Origin of the sequence: Thiococcus pfennigii, assembly GCF_016583835.1 — a bacterium.
In the GTDB taxonomy this organism is placed as follows: Bacteria; Pseudomonadota; Gammaproteobacteria; order Chromatiales; family Chromatiaceae; genus Thiococcus; species Thiococcus pfennigii.
Genome location: NZ_NRRW01000010.1, coordinates 46,481 through 65,900, shown reverse-complemented (window position 1 = coordinate 65,900; position 19,420 = coordinate 46,481). Strand labels below are relative to the sequence as shown.

Below are 19,420 nucleotides of genomic sequence, written 5' to 3'. Positions count from 1 at the left end.
AGGGTGAAAAAAGTAGCTCATCTGAGCAGAGACATCGCCTTGCGCCTCACTTCTTGCGCCGGAATTGCCTCGACGAGTCCGGAATCGAGTTCGCGCGCCCTGCGATCCGCCTCTACGAGCCAGTCCTTGGCGATTTCCGCCTCGGTTGGCGTATCTAGGCTCAGCAAAAGCTTTTGAGCAAGTACTGCCCTTTCTTCCTCTGAAAGGTGGAGGGCTTCGCGCTCGATCTCGTGTAGGTTCATGCCAAATCCTGGAAGATGTATTGATATGAGCCTTGAATGGAAAACGGAGGCAAGACCCCGGACCGAGCGTGAATTAATTGAGCCCGGCGGGCCCTGTCGCTCCCCTTTTCCGCTTCTCCGCGCGAGGTGATGTAGCACAGAGCGCCGGGAAATTCGGGTTTTGAGTGGGCGAGCTATGGATCATAGCTCAACCCGAAACGGGCAAAAGACAAGGCCTGATAATCATCTAGCCGACCCCGACCGCGGATCATCGCACAGAACACCACAGGCCCGTCGAGCGGCGGTGGGGCGACTGATCGCGAACGGCGGGACGCGCTGCGCTTTCCCGCCCTACGGCCCTGTCGCCGGCATCCCTTCCCGCAACCATCCGGCTTGGGGCCACTAGCCGGTAAGTGGAGTTCGTGCGTCATTAGCTTGCGGTTTTTCGAAGCAAATATTTTGGACCAGGATTCAGCACAGGACGTTGTGAGCGCGCTTCCCGTTCTTGTAGCGCAGCAACAATGCGCCGAAGATCATGCCCATGGGCAGAGGCATGCTCTTCGCGGTGCTTTCGCACTTCCTCGACAATGGGATCGTCAATCATCAAATGCACCTCCGAGCTCTTCAGGGGAGCACAGCGTCGGGCAAACGTAACCGAGCGACTCGACAACCCTGGCAATCGATTTCTTTGTTTCTGCGTTATTGATGTGCTTGAAATTCCATGTAAGCAGGTAGTCCACGCCCTGAGTTGCCGCGATGGCGATGTGCAGTGCGTCATCTTCGCTGCCTACCGGGATCGCCTTTTCTGCAATGAGCCTTTCGGCGAGGAGAAGCGAGTTATTCGTAGCGGCAAGGCTCGGAATTCCGTCTATGAGCGCTAGCCGTCGCTGAGCGGCAGAAGGATCGCCGCGCGAAATTTCATCTTCTACCAGCGCTGATACCCGCAAATCAAAGCGTTCCTTCTCAGTTTCCCACCATTCAAGCGTCACTGCTTGCCGACCCGCGACAATGACATCACGGCTCGGTCGAGAAGCCAAGTAACTGATTATCGAAGATTCGATATAGACAATGGCTTTCATTGACATTGTTTGCCGCTTCGTCCCGAAGCTATCGCCAACTATAAGAAATATCTAGCCTTTTCGCCCCACCTAACAAACACTCTCCGTAAACTTCCGTCGCCGACTGAATATAGCCCACGTCGCGCCGCCCATCTACTCCGATTCGTCCGTGACGATCCTTCCCCACCCCAACCGCTCCGCCAAAGCCGAAGCCCTTCGAACCCGCTTCCGACAACCGGCAAGAAACGCCGCCCGATGCCCCTGAATCGTGACGCGCTGCCGCGCGCGGGTGATGCCGGTGTAGATGAGTTCGCGGGTGACGACCGGGCCTGGTTCGTGGGGCAGGACGAGGAGGACTTCGTCGAGTTCGGAGCCTTGGCTCTTGTGGACGGTGAGCGCGTAGGCGCAGGCGTGCTCGGGGAGTTGGCGGACCGAGACGCGCCGGACCTGGCCGCCGGCGAGCGGGAAGTAGGCGCGTAGCGCGCCGTCGGGGTCGCGCCAGAGGAGGCCGATGTCGCCGTTAAAGAGACCGACTTCATAGTCGTTGGTCGTCACCATGACGGGCTTACCGTGGTATTCGTCGCCGCCGGCGATCAGGCCCTGGACCTGGAGGCGCGCCGCGATCGCCCGGTTGAGCTCGGCGACGCCGAACGGTCCGCGGTGCACGGCGGCGAGGACCCGCGCCGACTCGAAGGTGCGCAGCGCCACGGCGACGTCGGGCTCGCGCAGGTAGCGGCCGTAGCGGGCGGCCGCCCAGGCGATGCAGGCCGGGTGCAGGCCGTCGGGGCGGGCGTCGAGCCAGTCGATGTCCTCGTGGGCGGGGTCGTCGAGCAGTGCCAGCGCCGCCTCCCCTGCCCCGACGTTGACGCGGGCCGCGAGCGCGCCGATGCCGCTCTCGGCCCGGAAGCGGTGGCTGACCCGCAGCAGCCCGACGGCATCGGCGACGGGTGGCGGCGCGCTGTCCTGCTTGGAGACCAGGCGCAGCCGACCGGCGGGCGCGGCGCCGAGCGCCTCCAGGGCCTCGACCTGCGCCGGTCCGTAGCGGATCTCCTGACCGTGTCCGGTGATGTCGCCGAGGACGTTGCCGGCCTCGACCGAGGCGAGCTGGTCGCGGTCGCCGAGTAGGATCAGGCGGGCCTGCGCCGGCAGCGCCGCGAGCAGCCGGGCGGTCAACGGCAGGTCGAGCATCGAGGCCTCGTCGACGACCAGGCAGTCGAGCGGCAGCGGGTTGTCGCGGCCGTAGCGCGGGCCGCCGTCGCGGCCGAACCCGAGCAGCCGGTGGATCGTGCTCGCCTCCTCCGGGATGCGGGCGAGCACGGCGGCGTCGAGCGCCAGGCCGCCCTTGCGCCCGCGCACCGCCTCGGTCAGGCGCGCCGCGGCCTTGCCGGTCGGCGCGGCCAGCGCGATCCGTTGGCGCGGGTCCTGCTCCAGCAGCAGCGCGAGGACCTTGACGACGGTCGTCGTCTTGCCGGTGCCCGGCCCGCCCGAGATGACGGCGAAGCGCCGCGCGACGGCGACGGCGGCAGCGACCCGCTGCCAGTCGACCTCGCCCGCCGAGCCGTCGTCGAAGAGCCGCGCGAGCCCCTCGGCGAGGCGCGCGCGGTCGAGCTCGGCGACCCAGTCGAGGCGCGCGCGCAGGGCCGCGGCGACCTGCTGCTCGAAGTGCCAGTACTTGCCGAGATAGAGCCGGCGCCTGTCGAGGATCAACGGCGCCTCGGCGCCCGGGCCGCCGACCCAGGGGCTGGCCGCGAGGTCGGCGAGCCAAGGCCCGAGCGCCGGGCCGAGCGGGACGGCGACCGGCTCCGTGCCATCGGTCTCGCCTTCGCTCGCGTTGTCGAACAGCGGCCGGCCGACCTCCTCGGCGAGGTCGACGCAGACATCCCCTTGCAGGTTGCGCTGGCTCACCAGGGCCGCGCTCAACGCCAGCAGCGAGCCCTCGCCGGCGCCGCTGCCGCGGGCGACGAAGCGGGCGAAGTAGTAGCCGAGCGGCGCGAGCCGGCCGGTCTCCATCAGGCGGCGCAGCTCGTCGCTCATGGGGTCTCCTCGGCGGCGTAGCGGAAGACGACCTCGTCGAGCTCGGCGAGGACATCCAGTGCCGGGCGAATCGGGAAGACGCCGCAGCGCGGCCCGCTCTCCGGGCGCATGCCGCGCAGGAACAGGCAGTAGACGCCGCCGAAGTGGCGCGCGTAGTCGTAGCCCGGCAGGCGCCGGCCGAGGTAGCGGTGCAGGGCCAGCGTGTAGAGCAGGAACTGGAGGTCGTAGCGCCGCTCGTAGACGACGGCGCGCAGCCGCTCGGCCGCGTAGTCAGCGAAGGCGCCGCCCAAGTAGTTGCTCTTGTAGTCGGCGATGTAGTAGCGCCCCTCGTGCTCGACGACCAGGTCGACGACGCCGTTGACCAGGCCCTGGAAACCCTCGACCTCGAGCGGCGCGAGCGGCTCGCCGGCGGCCCGTGCGAGCAGCCGGTTGAGCGCCGGGATCGAGACCGGATCGGTCGCGAAGTCGACCTCCAGCTCGCTCAGGCGGTGCGCCGCCGGGATGGCCGCGAGCCGGAGACCATTCGCATCGAGCGGCGTCTGCACGACCCGCTCCAGCAGCTCGGCGGCGTCCGCGCCCCAGCGGGCGTGGTCGATCCCGAAGCGCGGCGCGACCCGGGCGCTGAGCGCCAGCACCTGCGCGCGCACGTCGCCCTGGAAGTCGATGCGCTCGAGCAGCAGGTGCAGATAGGAGCCGACCTGGGTGCCGGCCGGGAAGCGCATCGCGACGTCCTCGGCCGCCGGCGAGCGCGGGATCGCCGGCCCCGAGTGGACGTCGCGGGTCAGGGCCGAGAAGCTGCTGATCCGCCAATCGGTCGCGATCCGCCCGCCGAACGGGCGCGGTGCGAGCTCGGGGGGGGCCTCGGCCGGCGGGCGGATCGGGCTTTCGGCCGGCTCCGGCAGCGGCGCGACGACGATGGCCCCGGGGGCGGCGGCGGCCAGGCGTTCCAGGTCCGGCCCCAGGTCGGGGTCGCCGCCGAAGGCGTCCGGCAGCGTGTCGACGAGCTCCGCCGCGCCCTGGCGCGGGTGCAGCAGGTAGCCGAGGGCGCTCTGCCCGGCGTGACCATCCTTCGACCCGGCGCGGCCCCAGACCAGGTAAAGGGCGGCCTCGGCGCGGGTCAGGGCGACATAGGCAAGGCGCACGTCCTCGGCGAGCCGCTCCTGCTCGGCGAGGCGCCGGTGGGCCTCGAAGTGATCGGAGCCGGCATCGAGGCAGGCCTCGCGCCCCCGATGGAAGCCGAGCAGGCCGTCGCCGCCGCGCGGCCGGCAGCCCCACAGGTAGGGGACGAAGACGACCGGGTACTGCAGGCCCTTGCTGCCATGGATGGTGACGATCTGGACCAGATCGGCGTCGCTCTCCAGGCGCAGGATGGTCTCCTCGCTCGCCCCCTCGCCGCGCTGCTGCCGGTACCAGCCGAGCAACGCGTCCATCCCGGCATGGGCCTTCGAGGCCTGCTGGAGGAGCTCGCCCAGGTGCAGCAGGTTGGTCAGGCGCCGCTCCGGCAGCGGCCCGCGGCTCAGGGCGCCGGCCAGGTCCAGGCGGCGCAGCATCTGCTGGAACATGGCCATGAAGCCCTTGCGCTGCCAGGTCTCGTGGAGCGCGAGGAGACCATCGACCCAGGCCGCCCAGTCGAGCTCGTCGCGGCTCAGGCGCTCGATCTCGGCATAGTCGCGGCCGAGCAGCGGCGAGGCGAGCGCGAGCCGCGCGAGCCCCCGATCGCGCGGGGTCAGGACCGCTTGCAGCAGGGTCTCGAGCGCCGCGGCCTCCTCGGTCTCCAGGACCCCGGTGCGCTCGACGGCGACCGCGGCGACGCCCCGCTCGGCGAGGGCCAGGCGCAGCGCAGCGGCCTCGAACGCGGTACGCACCAGGACCGCGATGTCGTTCGGCACGAGCGGCCGCTCGCCGATCCGGGCGCGCCCGGCGCGGGCCTCGCCGAGCAGCCGGGCGACGGCGTCGGCGACTGCCGCATGGGTGAGCCGCGCGGCGGCGTCCTTCGACAGGGCCTTGTCCTCGCCCTTCGCGGTGCGCTCGGTGGGCAGCGTCCAGAGGGTCAGCGCCGGCTGGGCGGCGCCGTCGCGCAACAGGTGGCGATGGGTCTTCTCGGCCGCCTGCGCCGGGGCGAACGGGATCGCCTCGCCGTAGACGAAGGCGTCGGCGGCGCGCTGCGTGAAGACCGCGTTGACGGCGGCGACCACCGCCGGCGTCGAGCGCCAGTTGGTCGTCAGCGTGTAGATGGCCTCGGCGCCGACGTCCTCCTTGGCCTGCATGTAGGTGAAGATGTCGCCGCCGCGGAAGCTGTAGATGGCCTGCTTGGGGTCGCCGATCAGTATCAGGCCGCCGTCGGGGCGCGCCAGGTAGAGGCGGCGGAAGATGCCGTACTGGATGGGGTCGGTGTCCTGGAACTCGTCGATCATCGCGACCGGGAAGCGCCGGCAGACCGCCTCGGCGAGCGCCGCGCCGCCCTCGCCTGCGAGGGCCGCGTGCATCTCGGTCAGGAGGTCGTCGAACGACAGGCGCTGGGCCTGCTGCTTGGCCTCGCGCACCGCGCGCCGGGCGAAGGCCGCGGCCTCGGCGAGGGCGGCCACGCGCAGGTCGCGCCGCAGCCGCTGGTGGTCCTGCCAGAGCGCGTCGCATGCGGCGAAGAAGGGGTCGTCGAGCGCCGGGTCGTGCTTCTTGAGGGCGTTGCCGGTCAGGCAGCCGGCCGTCAGGACCTCGAAGGCGGCCGGCACGGCCAGCCGGTCGCCGGCCGCGAACCAATCGTCGAGGGCCTCGAGCGCCGGCCCCAGATTGTCCAGTCGGTAGGGGCTCTTCTGGCTGCGGCCGAGGCCCTTCGAGTCGAGGAGCAGCGCCTTCAGGCGCTCACCGTCGCGCGCCCAGTCGGCGGCCAGCCGCTCGATGGCCGGGACCAGCGCATCGAGCCCGGCGAGGATGGCCTCGAGCCCGCCGGTCTCGGTCGGCTCCGGCAGCAGCCGCTGCGGCTGGGCGCCGAGGAGCGGTGCGAGGAGCGCGCGGAACGGCCCCAGATCCCCGAGGGCGGCGCGGAAGAACCGCGCCTGTGCCGGGGCGAGCGGGTAGCCGGTGCGCCGCCACCAGTCCTGGACGGCCTGGCGCCAGAGGGCGGCGTCGTCGGCCGTCACCTCCATCTCGAAGGGCTGGCCACTGCGGAAGGCGAGCTCGGTCAGGGCGCGCTGGCAGAAGCCGTGGATCGTGTAGATGGCCGCCTCGTCCATCGCCCGCACCGCGAGGCGCAGCCGGCGGGCCGCGATCTCCTGCTCGCCGGCGGCGCGGATCCCGGCGACCAGCTCGGCGAGGAAGGCGTCCTTGGTCTCGCCCTCGCGCTCGAGGAGCCCGAGGGCCTCGAAGAGGCGCGCGCGGATACGCCCGCGCAGCTCGTCGGTCGCGGCGATCGTGAAGGTCACGACCAGGACCTCGCCGACCGCGCGACCGGCCAGGATGTGGCGCAGGTAGAGGTTCGCGATCGTGTAGGTCTTGCCGGTGCCGGCGCTGGCCTCGATCAGGCGCACGCCGGTCAGCGGCAGCGCGAGGACGGCCGGGGTGTCGAGGGTCCGGTAGGTCACAGCGGCGCTCCGTGGGCGAGCGGTTCGTCGTAGAAGGCCTCGGCGAGCCGCTGGAACTCCGGGTGGGCGAGCGGCTCGCCGGCGACGCCGCGCAGCACCAGCGCGACATAGGGGTCGTGCCGGTCGCCCGGGATGCCCTGGTAGTCGTTGCCGAGCCAGCCGCTGCGCGCTGCGGTGAGCGGATCGGCGCGCCCGCCGCGGTGGCGGGCCTGGGCATAGGCCCAGCTCGCCTTTGGCAGCGCGAGCAGCGGGCGGTGCAGGCCCTCCCAGTACCAGCCGAGGTAGCGGGCGAGCGCGGCCTGGGCCTCGGCCGGCGACAGCGCGGCCTCGATTCCGCGGCCCTCGCCGGGCGTGTGCAGGGCGCTGCGCCGTTCGCCGGGGCCGCCGGCCGCGCACCAGGCGAGGTGGGCGAGCCACAGGCCCAGCAGATCGGCGCCGCGTATCGTGCCCGGCCGCCAGCGCAGCAGGCCGAGGCCGGGATAGATGTCGGCGACCTGGCCGGTGAGGCGCCGCGGGCCGTCATCGGCGTCGAAGGCGAGGTCGATCGCGACCGGCTCGGGACGCCGCTCGCGATAGGGCGCCAGGCGCTCGACCAGCGGGGCGACCTGCTCGTCCTGCTCGCCCAGCACCAGGTCGGCGAAGGCCCCGTGCGGCAGCGCCCCCTCGGCGCCGAGCCGCTTGCGCGACGGCGTGCGTCCGCGCAACCGGTCGGCGACGAGCCGCTCCTTCAGCAGGTAGCGTTCGAGGCCATCGCAGGCGAAGGGCTCAGCGTCGTCGGCCGGGGCCTCCTCGCCCAGATGGACCTGCAGGCGGCTCGTGACGAAGTAGCGGATCGGGTGGCGCAGGAAGCGTTCGAGCTGCTCCAGCGTGACCTCGCGCATCCGCTCGGGGGCCCCGGGCAGGCGGTGCCCGCACCAGTCGGTCGCGACCGTGTCCGGCGGGCTGGGCGCCTGGATCGCGCGGGCGACCTCGCACCAGTAGTCGTCGTAGCTGCCGGTGCCGGCGGCGTAGCTGCGCGGGCTGAACGGCTGCAACGGGTGGACCTGCGTCAGGCGCGCGCTGAGCGGGCGGTCGTCGGCGCCGTCGGCGGGACGATACTGCTGGTCGATATAGTCGAGCAGCTCGCGCAGGAGGACCGAGGGCTGGCGCTCGGTGTTGCGGCGGATGTCGCGCCCGACATGGCTCAGATACAGGCGGCGGCGCGCGCAGAGGAGGGTCTCGAGGAACAGGTAGCGGTCCTCGTCGCCCTTGCGCGGGTCGCCGGGGCGCCAGCCCTCGGGGGCGACGTCGAGCTCGACTGGGCGGTCACGCCGCGGGAAGGCCAGGTCGTCGAGGCCGAGCACGCAGATCACCTGGAACGGGAGGCTGCGCATCGGGCGCATGCCGCAGAAGGTCACGCCGCCGCTGAAGTAACGCCCCCGCCGCCCGGCGGCACCGAGGCGCGCGGCGAGCCAGCGGCGCACGAGCGCCGGCGAGAGCGGCTCCGCAAGCCCAGCGGCCTGCTCGGCGAGTTCGCCGAGGGCGTCGCGGATCTTCTGCAGGCGCCCGTCCTCGTCGTCGCGCTCGCCGAAGAGCGCGACGAGCAGCTCCCCAAGGCAGGCCTGCCACTGCCCGGACGTGCGCGGCGCGGCGAGGCGCTCGGCCGCCTCGGTCAGGGCCCCGAACAGGCGCCAGAAGCGCCCGAGGACCGCGGCGCCGGTCCCCTCGACACCGCCGATCGGGGCGATACCGTCGAAGAGGTCGACCTCGCCCATGGCATCGCCCATCGCATAGCCGGCGAACAGGCGCCGCTCGGCCTGGGCCCAGGTGTTCTCCTCGGCCCCCGGCAGCCCGAGGCGCGCCTTGTGCCCGGCATCGAGCCCCCAGCGCAGCCGCGCCTGGGCAAGCCAGTCGCGGATCTGGGCGATCGCCTCGCCGTCGAGACCGAAGTGCCCGGCGAGCTCGGGGACGTCGAGATAGGACAGGACCTCCGACTGGCCGAAGCGGCTCGCCGGCAGATCCAGCAGCCCGAGAAAGACCTCGACGAGCGGGTGCTCGTCGGCGACCGAGATGTCGGACAGGTTCCACGGGATGAAGGGCCGGCCGCGCTCGCCGTCCTGGTCGAAGACGGCCTCGACGTAGGGCGCGTAGGCGCTGATCTCGGGGATCATCACCAGGATGTCCTCGGGGCGGAGGTTCTGGTCGGCATCGAGCATCGCGAGCAGCCGGTCGTGCAGGACCTGGCACGCGCGCAACGGGCTGTGCACGACGTGGACCTGGAGCGAGTCGTCGGGCTCGACGGCCTGGCACTCGCCGTCGGCGGCAATCGGGCGCAGCCTGAAGATGTCGTGCTGGAGGCGCCCGAGCAGCGTGTCGGTGGCCGGCTCCGTGAAGGCATCGACCTCGACGAGCGGCGTGTCGCGGCTCAGCAGCAGGTCGTGCAGGGCCTGGCCCTGACGGCCCCAGGAGGCCAGCAGGGCGTTGCCGACCTCCCAGAGGTCGGCCTCGTCGGGGCGCTCCAGGCGCTTGCGGGCCAGGGCCTTCTGCGAGACCAGGTCGGCCCAGAAGGCGTCGGTCGGGGCGTGCAGGTAGAGATCGACGGCCGTGTGCGCGGCGAGGGCCTGGAAGACCTCGATCAGGAGCGGCGGCAGGCTGGAGATCGCGAACAGGCTGATGCGCTCGGGCAACCCATCGCCCTGCCCTTCCCTGGGTGGCGCGGCGAACGCCGCGAGGAGCCGGTCGATGACCGCGACCCGGTGGGCACCTTCGATGTCGGCGACGAGCCGGCGCCAGAGGACGGCCTGCCAGTCCGCGCCCTCGCCCGCGTCCCAAGCGCGGATCCGCTCGGGACGGTGGAGCTGGTAGCGGTCGAAGAGGTCGGCGATGCGCCCGGCGAGCTGCCAGCGCCTGAGGGCCTGCCCGTCATCGGCGAGATAGCGGCGCAGCGATGCGAATTCGGGGACCCCCAAGAGCCCCGGCAGCGCGCCGAAGACCTGCCAGGCGAGCTGCTCGATCGCGAGCGGGTCCTCCTCGGGAAGGTCGGCGAGGCGCTCGCGCGCCAGCTGCCAGACGAACGAAGACGGCAACGGATACTGGACGTTGGCCGCCACGCCGTGGCGGCGGGCGAGCTGGAGATTGACCCAGCGCGCCATCGCCGGGCTCGGCGCGACGACGATCTCGGGCGCGAGCGGCGAGGCCAACGGCGCCGCGGCGAGGCGATGGGCCAGGACGTCGAACAGGGATTCGACACGGTTCGAACGGACGATCTGCAGCATGGGTCTCCAGGATGCCGCGGGTCTCGCCCCCTACCCGCCACCACCGCGCGACGACGGGCCGGGCGATGGGCTCGCGGATGTTGCACTAGCAGGACGAGCAGATCAGCGCAATGCCCACCGGCAACCTCTCAGTTGCGCCTGACAAGAAGCTTGCGGAGGGCCTCGCGCTCCTCGGGCGTGAGCTCCGGCAGCGCATCCGGGTCGAGATCGCGCAGGCGATCCTTCAACGGCAGACCACGCAGGCGCTCTTCCGGCAGCAGGCCACGCAGCCGCTCCTGCGGTGGCATCCCCTCGACGATCGCACGCCGCTCCTCGGGCGTGAGGTGGGCGATGACCTCGCGGTGAGTCTCGCGGATGAACTCTTCGAGCGTGTAGGTCATTTCGGGCAACGGGCAAGATGGGCAGAGCAACGCAATGCCCAACGGTGATCTCTCAGTTGCGCCTGGCAAGGAGCTTGCGCAGGGCCTCCCGTTCCTCGGGCGTGAGCTCCGACAGCGCATCCGGGTCGAGATCGCGCAGGCGATCCTTCAACGGCAGACCACGTAGGCGCTCTTCCGGCGGCAGACCACGCAGCCGTTCTTCTGGCGGCAAACCACGCAGCCGCTCCTGCGGTGGCATCCCCTCGACGATCGCACGCCGCTCCTCGGGCGTGAGGTGGGCGATGACCTCGCGGTGGGTCTCGCGGATGAATTCTTCGAGCGTGTAGGCCATTTCGGGCAGCTCCAGACGATAGACGAGATAGAGGCGGTAGAGCAGTTCCCCGGCGGGGCCGCTGCGGGCACGGTAATGGGCCAGGCCGTGGCGCACCCGCGCCAACTCGGCGCTGAAGAGCTCCCACGGGGCATTGCGGGGATCGCTGGCGACCTGGCTGAGAACGATGAGGCGAACGGAATGCGCACCCCAATCGATAGTGTAGACGCCGGGATCGGGGCTTGGTTGCACACGCGCGGAGGCGAGCGCTGCGAAAAGCTTCCGCGGGTAGCGGGTGGCGACGGCGTAGAGCTGGAAATCCTCAGCCGGTAGGAGCAGATCGCCGGCGCTCAGTGCGTTGCCGGCGGGGCCGGCCGTGCGCGAGGCGAGCTTGCGGTAGTTGACTTAGTGGCCGATGAGTTCATCGAGGGCCCAGGCGTCGAGGGGCTCGTGATAGGACTTGTAGGTCAGGACGTTGTGCGCTCGCAAGGGTGCGAGGCCATCGGGCAGCTCGGGGGCGAGGCGCTCGGGGGCCGGGGGCGTCTCCGATCGCTCGATGATGACGGCATCGAGGCGCTGGCTACTCAGCGCCAGCTCCTTCTCCAGCTCGACGCGCCAAGGCGTCCCGGCGAAGCGATCGGTCAGGGCGATGCCGAAGAGGCGATGCCATTGCAGGAGATCGGGCGCGGGCATGATCGTGGGGCCGAAGTGGGCGACACGGCCGATTCTACGTCACCTACCACAGGGGATCGAACCTGACGAGCTGCAGCGGCCGAGACCCGCCGGCTGCCGAGAAACGAAGACGCGCGGCCCTCGTCAGGAACCGCTCAGGCGGCCCCAGCGCTGGCCCAGCTTGGCGATATGGTCGGCCTCCTCGTCGGCGAGGAAGGCGAAGGTCTCGCGCAGGACCGGGTTGATCGCCGCGCGTGCTAGGGCCGCATAGTGCTCGGCCGCCGTCTGTTCGCGCGCCATCGCATAGTCGAAGATATCGTCGTCGCTCGGGTCGGACGGCAATTGGGGCGGCTCCAGCATGGCCTCGAAGGCCGGCATCGACGCCGGCGCGCGCATACGCGCCCGCAACTCCGCGACGAGTTCGCCGCTGTCGAGGAGGTGATGCAACCGCTGCCCGTGTTCCCGTTCCTCCTGCACGAGCTCCGCGACCAGGGGCTGGACTTCGGGCCTCACCCGATCCAGCAGCCGCGCATAGAAGACCTCGGCGGCCGCCTCGAAACGGATCGCCGTGCGTACCACCTCGGCAACCGTCCGCTGCTCGGCGATGGTCTCGGCATCGATCTCGTTGGTGGTGGTCACTTCACATACCTCGCGATCACGCGTCTTCTCCGGGAGAGCGTCGGGGCTTGTCCTGGGCGTCGCAATGCGCACCGCCGGCGGCTCAGGCAAGCCGAATCTCGTAGTGTTCGACCGCCAGGCCAGCGCGGCGGTAGTGCCGGTAGCGCTCGCGGGCCGCCTCGCGCACCGCTGGGTCGTGGTCGACCGCCTCGCAGAGCCGCTCGAACCGCTCCAGGTGCTCGGGCACCCGGGCGGCGAGGTTGATCAGGACCGACCGGGCATCGCCCGGATCGGGATCCCGGCCGATCAGGATCGGCGTGAGCTCGGCGTCCGTCTCGCCCTTGAGGCCGTGCGGCAGGAAGCTCTGCTCGCGATAGGTCCAGAGCAGCCGATCGACATGGCGCGCGTCCTGATCCGAGGCGGCCAGGATATAGATGCGCAGTCCCGTCGCATAGATCCGCTCGACGAGCCGACAGACGAGTTGGAAACGGTCGCCCGCGGCATCGTCGGCGAGGCTGTAGAAGCTGACGCGGGGCGGAGCGACGGCCTCGGTCATGGCCGGCGCGGCTAGGCCAGCGCCCCGGCGCGGCGCAACAGGAACTCCGCGAGCAGGGCCACGGGACGACCGGTGGCGCCCTTCTCCTTGCCGCCGAGCCAGGCGATGCCGGCGATGTCGAGGTGCGCCCAACGGTACTTCTTCGTGTAGCGCGACAGGAAGCAGGCGGCCGTGATGGCCCCCCCGTCGCGCCCGCCGATGTTGGCCATGTCGGCGAAGTTGCTGTCGAGCTGAGACTGGTAGTCGTCCCACAGCGGCAGGCGCCAGGCGCGATCGCCGCTCGCCTCGCCGGCGGTGAGGATCTCCTCGGCGAGCTCATCATCGCCCGTGAAGAGACCGGCCGGGTGCTTGCCGAGCGCGATCACGCAGGCGCCGGTCAGGGTCGCCATGTCGATGACGACGGCCGGATCGAAGCGCTCGCAGTAGGTCAGCGCGTCGCAGAGGAGCAGCCGGCCCTCGGCATCCGTGTTGAGGATCTCGATCGTCTGCCCGGAGAGGCTCCGGACGATGTCCCCCGGCTTGTTGGCCGCCCCGTCGGGCAGGTTCTCGGAGGCCGGCACGACGCCGATCAGGTTGATCGGCAGGTCGAGCTCGGCGGCGGCGCGCACGGCGCCGAAGACGCTCGCGCCACCGCACATGTCGTACTTCATCTCGTCCATCTCGGCGGCGGGCTTGAGCGAGATGCCACCGGCATCGAAGGTCAGGCCCTTGCCGACCAGGACCACCGGCTTCTCGCCGGCCTTGCCGCCCTGATGGTGCATCAGGATGAACTTCGCCGGTTGGCGGCTACCGCGCGAGACCGACAGCAGCGCGCCCATCCCGAGCGCCTCCATGTCGGCCTCCTCGAGGACCTCGACGCGCAGGCCCGGGAATTCGGTGCCGAGGGCCTGGGCCTGCTCGGCGAGGTAGGACGGGGTGCAGATGTTGCCGGGCAGATTGCCGAGCTCGCGCGCCTGGGCGACGCCGTGCGCGATCGCCAGGCCGTGCTGCACGCCGCGCTCGACCGCGGCCTGCTCGCCCTTCTCCGCAACCCACAGGTGCAGCCGCTTGAGCGGGTGCTTCGGGGCCTTCTTGTCATCCTTGGTCCGGGTGTAGCGATAGACGGCAGCGGCCGTCGCGGCGACCGCCTCGCGGGCGGCACGGTAGTGGTCGAGGCCGTTCGGGGCGAGCGCGGGCAGCGCCGAGAGGGCCGCGCCGGCGCCCAGCGCATCGACCGTCCGCGCCGCGGCGGTGCAGGCCTGGACGTAGCGGGCGCGATCGAATTCCTTGCGCTTGCCGCAACCGACCAGCAGGACCCGCTCGGCGGCCACCCCCGGCAGGTCGTAGAGGCAGAGGGTGGCGCCGACGTCCTCGCCCAGATCACCGCGCTTCAGGACCTCGGCGAGGCGTCCGCCGCTCGCCTCGTCGATCGCCTCCGCCGGGGCAGAGAGCTGGCGCCGCTCGAAGATCCCGAGGACGAGACAGGGGGTGCGCTGCTTGGCCAGCGCGCCGGTCTTGACGCTGAATTCCATCGCTGCTCCATTGTGGATTCGATGTCCGCGGCGGGCGGCCCGGGCGCTGGCCCGGATCGCTCCGGTACCGCTGCGGTGTAGTAAGATGATCGCGTTCGAGTCTAATCGATATCGGGGCCGCGCGGCAGGCTTGAAAGAACGGCCGGCGGCCACGCCGACCACAGGTCCTCACCGTTGCGCATCCTCGACCGCTACATCGCCGGCTCGGTCATCGGCGGCACCCTGCTCGCCCTCGCCGTGCTGCTCCCCCTGCTCGGGTTCTTCCTCCTGGCCGACGAGATGGATCAGATCGGCGAGCGCGACTACCAGTTCTTCGACGCGCTGGTCTTCGTGACCCTGACCATGCCCCGCTACGGCTACGAGCTCTTCCCGATCGCCACCCTGATCGGCGCCGTGGTCGGACTCGGGTCGCTCGCGAGCGGCTCGGAGCTGGTCGCGATGCGTGCCGCCGGCGTCTCGATCGGGCGCCTCGTCCTCGCCGCGTTGAAGGGCGGCGTGCCGTTGGCACTGGCCGCGATCCTGATCGGCGAAGGCCTCGCCCCCTACGCCCAGCAGGAGGGCCAACAGCGACGCTCCGAGGCCCTGACCGGACAGGTCATGCAGCACACCGCAAGCGGCTTCTGGGCGCGCGACGGCAACACCTTCGTCAACATTCGCGAGATCCTCTCGGGGAGCAACCTGCGCGACATCTCGATATACGAGGTCGGCCCCGGGCGGACGCTCACGCTGGCCTCGCACGCCGCCGAAGCGCGCTACGCCGATGGGCAGTGGACGCTGGAGTCGATCGCCCGCAGCCGCCTGTCGCTGGACGGGGTCCAGGTCGAGCAGATCGAACGCGCCCGCTGGGACTCGCTGCTCAGCCCGCGGCTGCTGGAGGTCGTCGTCATCGAGCCGCAGGCGCTGCCGATCTGGGATCTCTACCACTATGTGCGCTTCATGGCCAACACCGACCAGGACGGGCGCAACTACGAGATCGCCCTCTGGAGCAAGCTCGTCCAGCCGGCGCTGATCCTGACGATGATCCTGGTCGCGATCCCGATCCTACTCGGCTCGGCGCGCACGACGAGCATGGGCACGCAGGTCGTCTTCGCGATCTTCGCCGGCATCGCCTTCTACCTGCTCAGTCGGACCCTGGTCCATTTCTCGCTGCTGTTCGATCTCAGCCCGATGATCGCCGCGACGCTGCCGCCGACCCTCTTCGCCGCCGGGGCGCTCTGGCTCCTGCGGCGCGTCGGCTGAGGGTCACCGCTTCGCGAGGATGACCAGGCGGGTGCGCGAGAGCCGATCGTGCCAGGCGAACCGTTCGCGATCGATGAGGATCCAGGCGAAGCCGAGCCCGGCGGGGACAAGCGACAGCAGCGAGGCGAGGAAACGCACCCAGGCATCACGCCAGCGGAGCGGCTCGCCGTCCTCGCGCAGCACCCGCAGGCGCCAGGCCCGCATCCCGAGGGTCTGACCGCCGCGGATCCAGAAGTAGGTGAAGTACAGACCGCTGACCAAGAGCAGATAGCCTTGCAGGATCAGGCGGGCGAGCGGATCCTGATTCGGGAACGACGACCCGAGGACCTGCTCGTAGGGGATCACGACGAGCGCGACGGCGACGAACAGCACGCCGAGCAGCAGCAGGCCGTCGTAGAGCATCGCGGCGAGACGGCGCGGGAGGCCCGGCGGGCGGGCCTGGGCGATATCGATGGTCATGCGGGAATCACCTGCCAAATCGGTAAAAGGCCGTGATTGTCGCCGCAGCCGGCGCCGAAGGCCATCGCCGCGCGCCGCCTCGCCCTGGCGCCCGTCTGCGGCGTTCGCGAAACGCCGCCGAACGCAGGATACCGGCCGACCGCCCGCCCGGGACCCACCGCCCGCCCAGCCAACGAGATCGCCCCTGCCAGTGAAGACCTTCACCGTCAAACCCTTCCTCTTCCGGCTGCTGCGCCCACTGCCGATGCCGGTGATCGCGATCCTGATCGGGCTCCTGACCGGCCTGGCGGTCTGGGCCGTGCTCGACCAGGTCCAGGGACGGATGATCTCGAAGATCGCCAACAGGGAGCTCAAGACCCAGCTCAGCCTGCGCTCGCGCGAGGGCCTGATCCGCTTCGACCGCTATGTCGCGAGCTATGCGGCGACGACCCGCCTGCTCGCCAACCACAGGCGTCTCGCCGAACACCTCGATCCGATCGTCTGGTTGCCGAACGAGCCCTTCGAAACCCGCCTCTACCGCGATGCCAAACCCGCCTGGCTCGCCGACAGCTTCGCCCGCTACGAACTGCCGACGCCGAGCCACATCCTGCTGCTCGACGGGACCGGGGCGCTGCGCGAGGTCTACGAGAGCCGAGGTCAGCCACTGCCGGGGGAACTCACGGACAAGATCCGCCGCCAACTGACCTGGCCCGACGGCATGCGTCCACTCCTGGTCGCGGTCGGCGGCCTGCCCTATCTGGTCATCGGCGACCTGATCGAGGACTCGGAGGGCTTCCCGATGGGCACTCTGGTCCTCGCCGTCCCGGTCGATGCCGACTTCTTGACCGCCGCGCAGCAGGTCATCTGGCCAGAACGGGTCCTGGTCGCCCTGGTCACGGGCTCGACCCAACGGATCGTCACGAGCGTCGACCCCGAGACGCTGCCGCCCGGGACCCATCTGAAGACCTGGCGGCGCGACTACCTGATCACCTCGCAGCCCCTGTCGCAGCAGGAGACCGGCGGCTGGGATCTGCACTTCACGACCTTCGTCTCCCACGCCAGCGTCGATCGGATGGCGCGCCACATGCGCACCTTCGAGTGGCGCCAGCGCGGCCTCACGGCGCTGATCTTCATCCTGGTCTTCACGGCCGTGATCTATCTGGTCTCGGCTCGGCTGAACAGGATCCTCAAGCGCATGTCGCGCTTCGCCCACCGGGCACTGGGCATCGCCCAGCCCGGCTTCCAGCGCGGCAACAACCAACTGCTGCTGCTCGAGGACTGGATCCAGCAGTTCACCCAACTCGTGCTCAAGGCCCGCCAGGAGCTCAGCCGCCATTACGAACACGAGATGCGGGAGACCGAGGCCCTGAAGGCGGCGATCATGGAGGCCTCGCTCGACTCGATCGTGACCATCGACGGCCGCGGCAGGATCGTCGACTGCAACCCCACCGCCGAACGCGCCTTCGGCCTGCGCCGCGACCGCGACATCGGCCAGCCATTCGCGGTGCGCAGCGTCGCGGCGTCCGACCTCCCCCTCTTCGACGGGCTGCTCGCCGAGTCCCACCGAGCCCAGCGCGAAGGCCGCGAGCCCCACGTGCGCGGCGAGCTCGCGGCGTTGCGCCACGACGGCACGACGATGCCGGTCGAGCTGTCGATCGTCCCGATCGAGGTCGACGATGGGACCTTCTACACCCTCTACATGCACGACATCACCGAGCGTCTGGAGGCCGAGCGCGAGATCAAGAGCCTGGCGCGCATCGCCAACGAGAGCCCGAATCCCATCCTGCGCGTTGCCGAGGCCGGCCGGCTCGTCTTTGCCAACCGTGCCAGCCGACCACTGCTCGAGGCCTGGGGCTGCGCAGTCGGCGACCGACTGCCGGCAGATTGGGTCGCCGAGGTCGACCAAGCGCTGGTCGACGGCGAAACGCACGAGCGCGAAACGGTGCTCGCCGGGCAGGTCTACGCCCTCCTCTTCACGCCGATCCGCGAGCTCGGCTACGTCAACATCTACGGGCGCGACATCACCGCCGTGCGCCGCGCCGAGCAGGAGGCCCGTCAGCACCAGGCCGAGCTGGTCCACGTCTGCCGCCTGAGCACCCTCGGCGAGGTCGCCACCGGCATGGCCCACGAGCTCAACCAGCCGCTCTCGGCGATCGCCAACTTCGCCAACGGCGCGAGCCGCCGGCTCCAGGGCGACCTGATCGAACCGCAGCCGCTGATCCAGGCGATGGGCCAGATCACGACCCAGGCCGAGCGGGCCAGCGAGATCATCCGACGACTCCGCGCGCTGGTCGCCAAGCAACCACCGATCCGCTCCGCGGCCGACCTCAATGCGATGGTGCGCGAGGTCTGCTCGTTCGTCGAATTCGACGTCGAACGCCTCGGTATCGCGCTGCACCTCGAGATGGCCCCGGGGCGCATCCTGGTCAATGTCGATCTGGTGCAGATCGAGCAGGTCCTGCTCAACCTGGTGCGCAACGCCCTCGACGCCCTGGCCGACATGCCGGCAGCCGAACGGCGTATCGCGATCCGCACCCGGGTCACTCCCGATGAAGCCGAGGTCGAGATCGAGGACAATGGACCGGGCATCGAGCCGACGCAGATGCGCCGCCTGTTCGAGCCCTTCTACACGACCAAGGACAGCGGCATGGGGATGGGGCTGCCGATCAGCCGGACCATCCTCGACGATCACGACGGGCGGATCTGGGCCGAATCCCAACCCGGCGCCGGGACGACCTTCCACGTCGTCCTGCCGGTCATCGCTACGGCGGAACGGACAACGGACAGCGCGACATGAATCGAGAACCGAGCGTATTCGTCGTCGACGACGACGAGGCCATGCGCACCTCGCTGAAGTGGCTCATCGAGTCGATCGGCCTGCGGGTACTCACCTTCGGCAGCGCCGAGGAGTTCCTCGCCGCTTACTGCCCGGGGCGCCCCGGCTGCCTGCTCGTCGACGTGCGAATGCCCGGCATGAGCGGCCTGGAGCTCCAGGCCCGGCTCGCGAAGGCCGAACTCTGCCTGCCGGTCATCGTCATCACCGGCCACGGCGACGTGGCGATGGCGGTGCGCGCGATGAAGGCCGGGGCGCTGGACTTCATCGAGAAGCCGTTCAACGACGAGGCCCTGCTCGGCGCCATCCGCCGCGGTCTGGATCGAGACGCGACACAGCGCCGCCAGCAGCTGCGCCGCACCGACATCGCCGCCCGCTTGGAGCAGCTGACCCCGCGCGAGCACGAGGTCATGGCACTCGTCACAGACGGCAAGTCGAACAAGGAGATCGCCGCCGCGCTCGGCGTCAGCGCCAAGACCGTCGAGGCCCACCGGGCGCGGGTCATGGACAAGATGCAGGCCGACTCGCTGGCCGACCTGGTGCGCATGGCCCTGCTCGTCGCGGGACCCGACGCCTGAGCGGAGACGAATCGGACCGCAAGCCACACTGGCACTCGATCGAGCACGAGGGGTCCTGGACCTCGGCGAGGCCGGTTCGGGTTCCCCGTCGCCAGTCGCGCGCCTCCTCCTGCGCGCCTCGCACCGGATAAGATGTCGCC

The 19,420-nt window shown here is 70.4% G+C and carries 16 protein-coding genes; 3 read left to right on the top strand and 13 right to left on the bottom strand.

Translation table 11 applies throughout. The features are described 5' to 3' along the window. Positions 1-17: 17 nt before the first annotated feature. The 12 genes from CKO41_RS05340 to CKO41_RS05290 all read right to left on the bottom strand — a co-directional run bounded on the left by CKO41_RS05340 (position 18) and on the right by CKO41_RS05290 (position 14,192). Positions 18-242, bottom strand: a complete 225-nt coding sequence (locus tag CKO41_RS05340; protein WP_200381467.1) for an addiction module protein — start codon at positions 240-242, stop codon at positions 18-20. A 409-nt stretch (positions 243-651) separates the two neighbouring features. Further along, positions 652-825 (bottom strand): hypothetical protein, encoded by a 174-nt coding sequence (locus CKO41_RS05335; protein WP_200381466.1) that lies wholly within the window; start codon positions 823-825, stop codon positions 652-654. Further along, entirely contained in the window at positions 818-1,300 is a 483-nt protein-coding gene (locus tag CKO41_RS05330; protein WP_200381465.1) for a type II toxin-antitoxin system VapC family toxin, read from the bottom strand. The genes CKO41_RS05335 and CKO41_RS05330 overlap by 8 nt, the downstream gene beginning before the upstream one ends. A 132-nt stretch (positions 1,301-1,432) precedes the next feature. Then, on the bottom strand, positions 1,433-3,313 hold the full coding sequence (recD, locus tag CKO41_RS05325; protein ID WP_200381464.1) for an exodeoxyribonuclease V subunit alpha: 1,881 nt from the start codon (positions 3,311-3,313) through the stop codon (positions 1,433-1,435). Beyond that, positions 3,310-6,891, bottom strand: coding sequence for an exodeoxyribonuclease V subunit beta (recB, locus tag CKO41_RS05320; protein WP_200381463.1), 3,582 nt, complete (start codon positions 6,889-6,891; stop codon positions 3,310-3,312). The genes recD and recB overlap by 4 nt, the downstream gene beginning before the upstream one ends. After that, entirely contained in the window at positions 6,888-10,145 is a 3,258-nt protein-coding gene (gene recC, locus CKO41_RS05315) for an exodeoxyribonuclease V subunit gamma (protein ID WP_200381462.1), read from the bottom strand. The genes recB and recC overlap by 4 nt, the downstream gene beginning before the upstream one ends. A 128-nt stretch (positions 10,146-10,273) precedes the next feature. Continuing rightward, positions 10,274-10,525, bottom strand: coding sequence for a hypothetical protein (locus CKO41_RS05310; protein WP_200253343.1), 252 nt, complete (start codon positions 10,523-10,525; stop codon positions 10,274-10,276). Between the two features lie 52 nt (positions 10,526-10,577). After that, a complete protein-coding gene (locus CKO41_RS18570) occupies positions 10,578-11,087 on the bottom strand; it encodes a hypothetical protein (protein ID WP_242463989.1) in 510 nt (169 codons plus the stop codon). A gap of 153 nt (positions 11,088-11,240) precedes the next feature. Next, the gene (locus CKO41_RS18565; protein ID WP_242463987.1) at positions 11,241-11,528 is read right to left on the bottom strand and encodes a hypothetical protein; all 288 of its coding nucleotides are present in this window, start codon (positions 11,526-11,528) and stop codon (positions 11,241-11,243) included. 123 nt (positions 11,529-11,651) lie between these two features. After that, positions 11,652-12,146: a ferritin family protein gene (locus tag CKO41_RS05300; protein ID WP_200381461.1), complete on the bottom strand. Its 495-nt coding sequence runs from the start codon at positions 12,144-12,146 to the stop codon at positions 11,652-11,654. Between the two features lie 82 nt (positions 12,147-12,228). Beyond that, on the bottom strand, positions 12,229-12,681 hold the full coding sequence (locus CKO41_RS05295; RefSeq protein WP_200381460.1) for a DNA polymerase III subunit chi: 453 nt from the start codon (positions 12,679-12,681) through the stop codon (positions 12,229-12,231). Between the two features lie 11 nt (positions 12,682-12,692). Further along, entirely contained in the window at positions 12,693-14,192 is a 1,500-nt protein-coding gene (locus CKO41_RS05290) for a leucyl aminopeptidase (protein WP_200381459.1), read from the bottom strand. Positions 14,193-14,366: 174 nt separating this feature from the next. Here CKO41_RS05290 and lptG point away from each other — a divergent pair, with 174 nt between their 5' ends. Beyond that, positions 14,367-15,431, top strand: a complete 1,065-nt coding sequence (gene lptG / locus CKO41_RS05285) for an LPS export ABC transporter permease LptG (protein WP_200381458.1) — start codon at positions 14,367-14,369, stop codon at positions 15,429-15,431. Between the two features lie 3 nt (positions 15,432-15,434). Here lptG and CKO41_RS05280 read toward each other — a convergent pair whose 3' ends face one another. Then, positions 15,435-15,890 carry an RDD family protein gene (locus CKO41_RS05280; protein ID WP_200381457.1) on the bottom strand — a complete coding sequence of 152 codons (456 nt, stop codon included), beginning with the start codon at positions 15,888-15,890 and terminating at the stop codon, positions 15,435-15,437. Positions 15,891-16,080: 190 nt separating this feature from the next. On the opposite strand from CKO41_RS05280, the gene CKO41_RS05275 reads away from it, so the two are divergent. Then, positions 16,081-18,666 carry an ATP-binding protein gene (locus tag CKO41_RS05275; RefSeq protein WP_338115542.1) on the top strand — a complete coding sequence of 862 codons (2,586 nt, stop codon included), beginning with the start codon at positions 16,081-16,083 and terminating at the stop codon, positions 18,664-18,666. After that, positions 18,663-19,280, top strand: a complete 618-nt coding sequence (locus CKO41_RS05270) for a response regulator transcription factor (protein WP_200255267.1) — start codon at positions 18,663-18,665, stop codon at positions 19,278-19,280. The genes CKO41_RS05275 and CKO41_RS05270 overlap by 4 nt, the downstream gene beginning before the upstream one ends. The last annotated feature ends 140 nt before the right edge of the window (positions 19,281-19,420 follow it).

What these genes read in the sequence shown, in the direction of transcription:
- CKO41_RS05340 (WP_200381467.1), bottom strand. Translation starts at nt 242, where the DNA reads ATGAACCTACACGAGATCGAGCGCGAAGCCCTCCACCTTTCAGAGGAA.
- CKO41_RS05335 (WP_200381466.1), bottom strand. Translation starts at nt 825, where the DNA reads ATGATTGACGATCCCATTGTCGAGGAAGTGCGAAAGCACCGCGAAGAG.
- CKO41_RS05330 (WP_200381465.1), bottom strand. Translation starts at nt 1,300, where the DNA reads ATGAAAGCCATTGTCTATATCGAATCTTCGATAATCAGTTACTTGGCT.
- recD (WP_200381464.1), bottom strand. Translation starts at nt 3,313, where the DNA reads ATGAGCGACGAGCTGCGCCGCCTGATGGAGACCGGCCGGCTCGCGCCG.
- recC (WP_200381462.1), bottom strand. Translation starts at nt 10,145, where the DNA reads ATGCTGCAGATCGTCCGTTCGAACCGTGTCGAATCCCTGTTCGACGTC.
- CKO41_RS05310 (WP_200253343.1), bottom strand. Translation starts at nt 10,525, where the DNA reads ATGACCTACACGCTCGAAGAGTTCATCCGCGAGACTCACCGCGAGGTC.
- CKO41_RS18565 (WP_242463987.1), bottom strand. Translation starts at nt 11,528, where the DNA reads ATGCCCGCGCCCGATCTCCTGCAATGGCATCGCCTCTTCGGCATCGCC.
- CKO41_RS05295 (WP_200381460.1), bottom strand. Translation starts at nt 12,681, where the DNA reads ATGACCGAGGCCGTCGCTCCGCCCCGCGTCAGCTTCTACAGCCTCGCC.
- CKO41_RS05290 (WP_200381459.1), bottom strand. Translation starts at nt 14,192, where the DNA reads ATGGAATTCAGCGTCAAGACCGGCGCGCTGGCCAAGCAGCGCACCCCC.
- CKO41_RS05280 (WP_200381457.1), bottom strand. Translation starts at nt 15,890, where the DNA reads ATGACCATCGATATCGCCCAGGCCCGCCCGCCGGGCCTCCCGCGCCGT.
- CKO41_RS05270 (WP_200255267.1), top strand. Translation starts at nt 18,663, where the DNA reads ATGAATCGAGAACCGAGCGTATTCGTCGTCGACGACGACGAGGCCATG.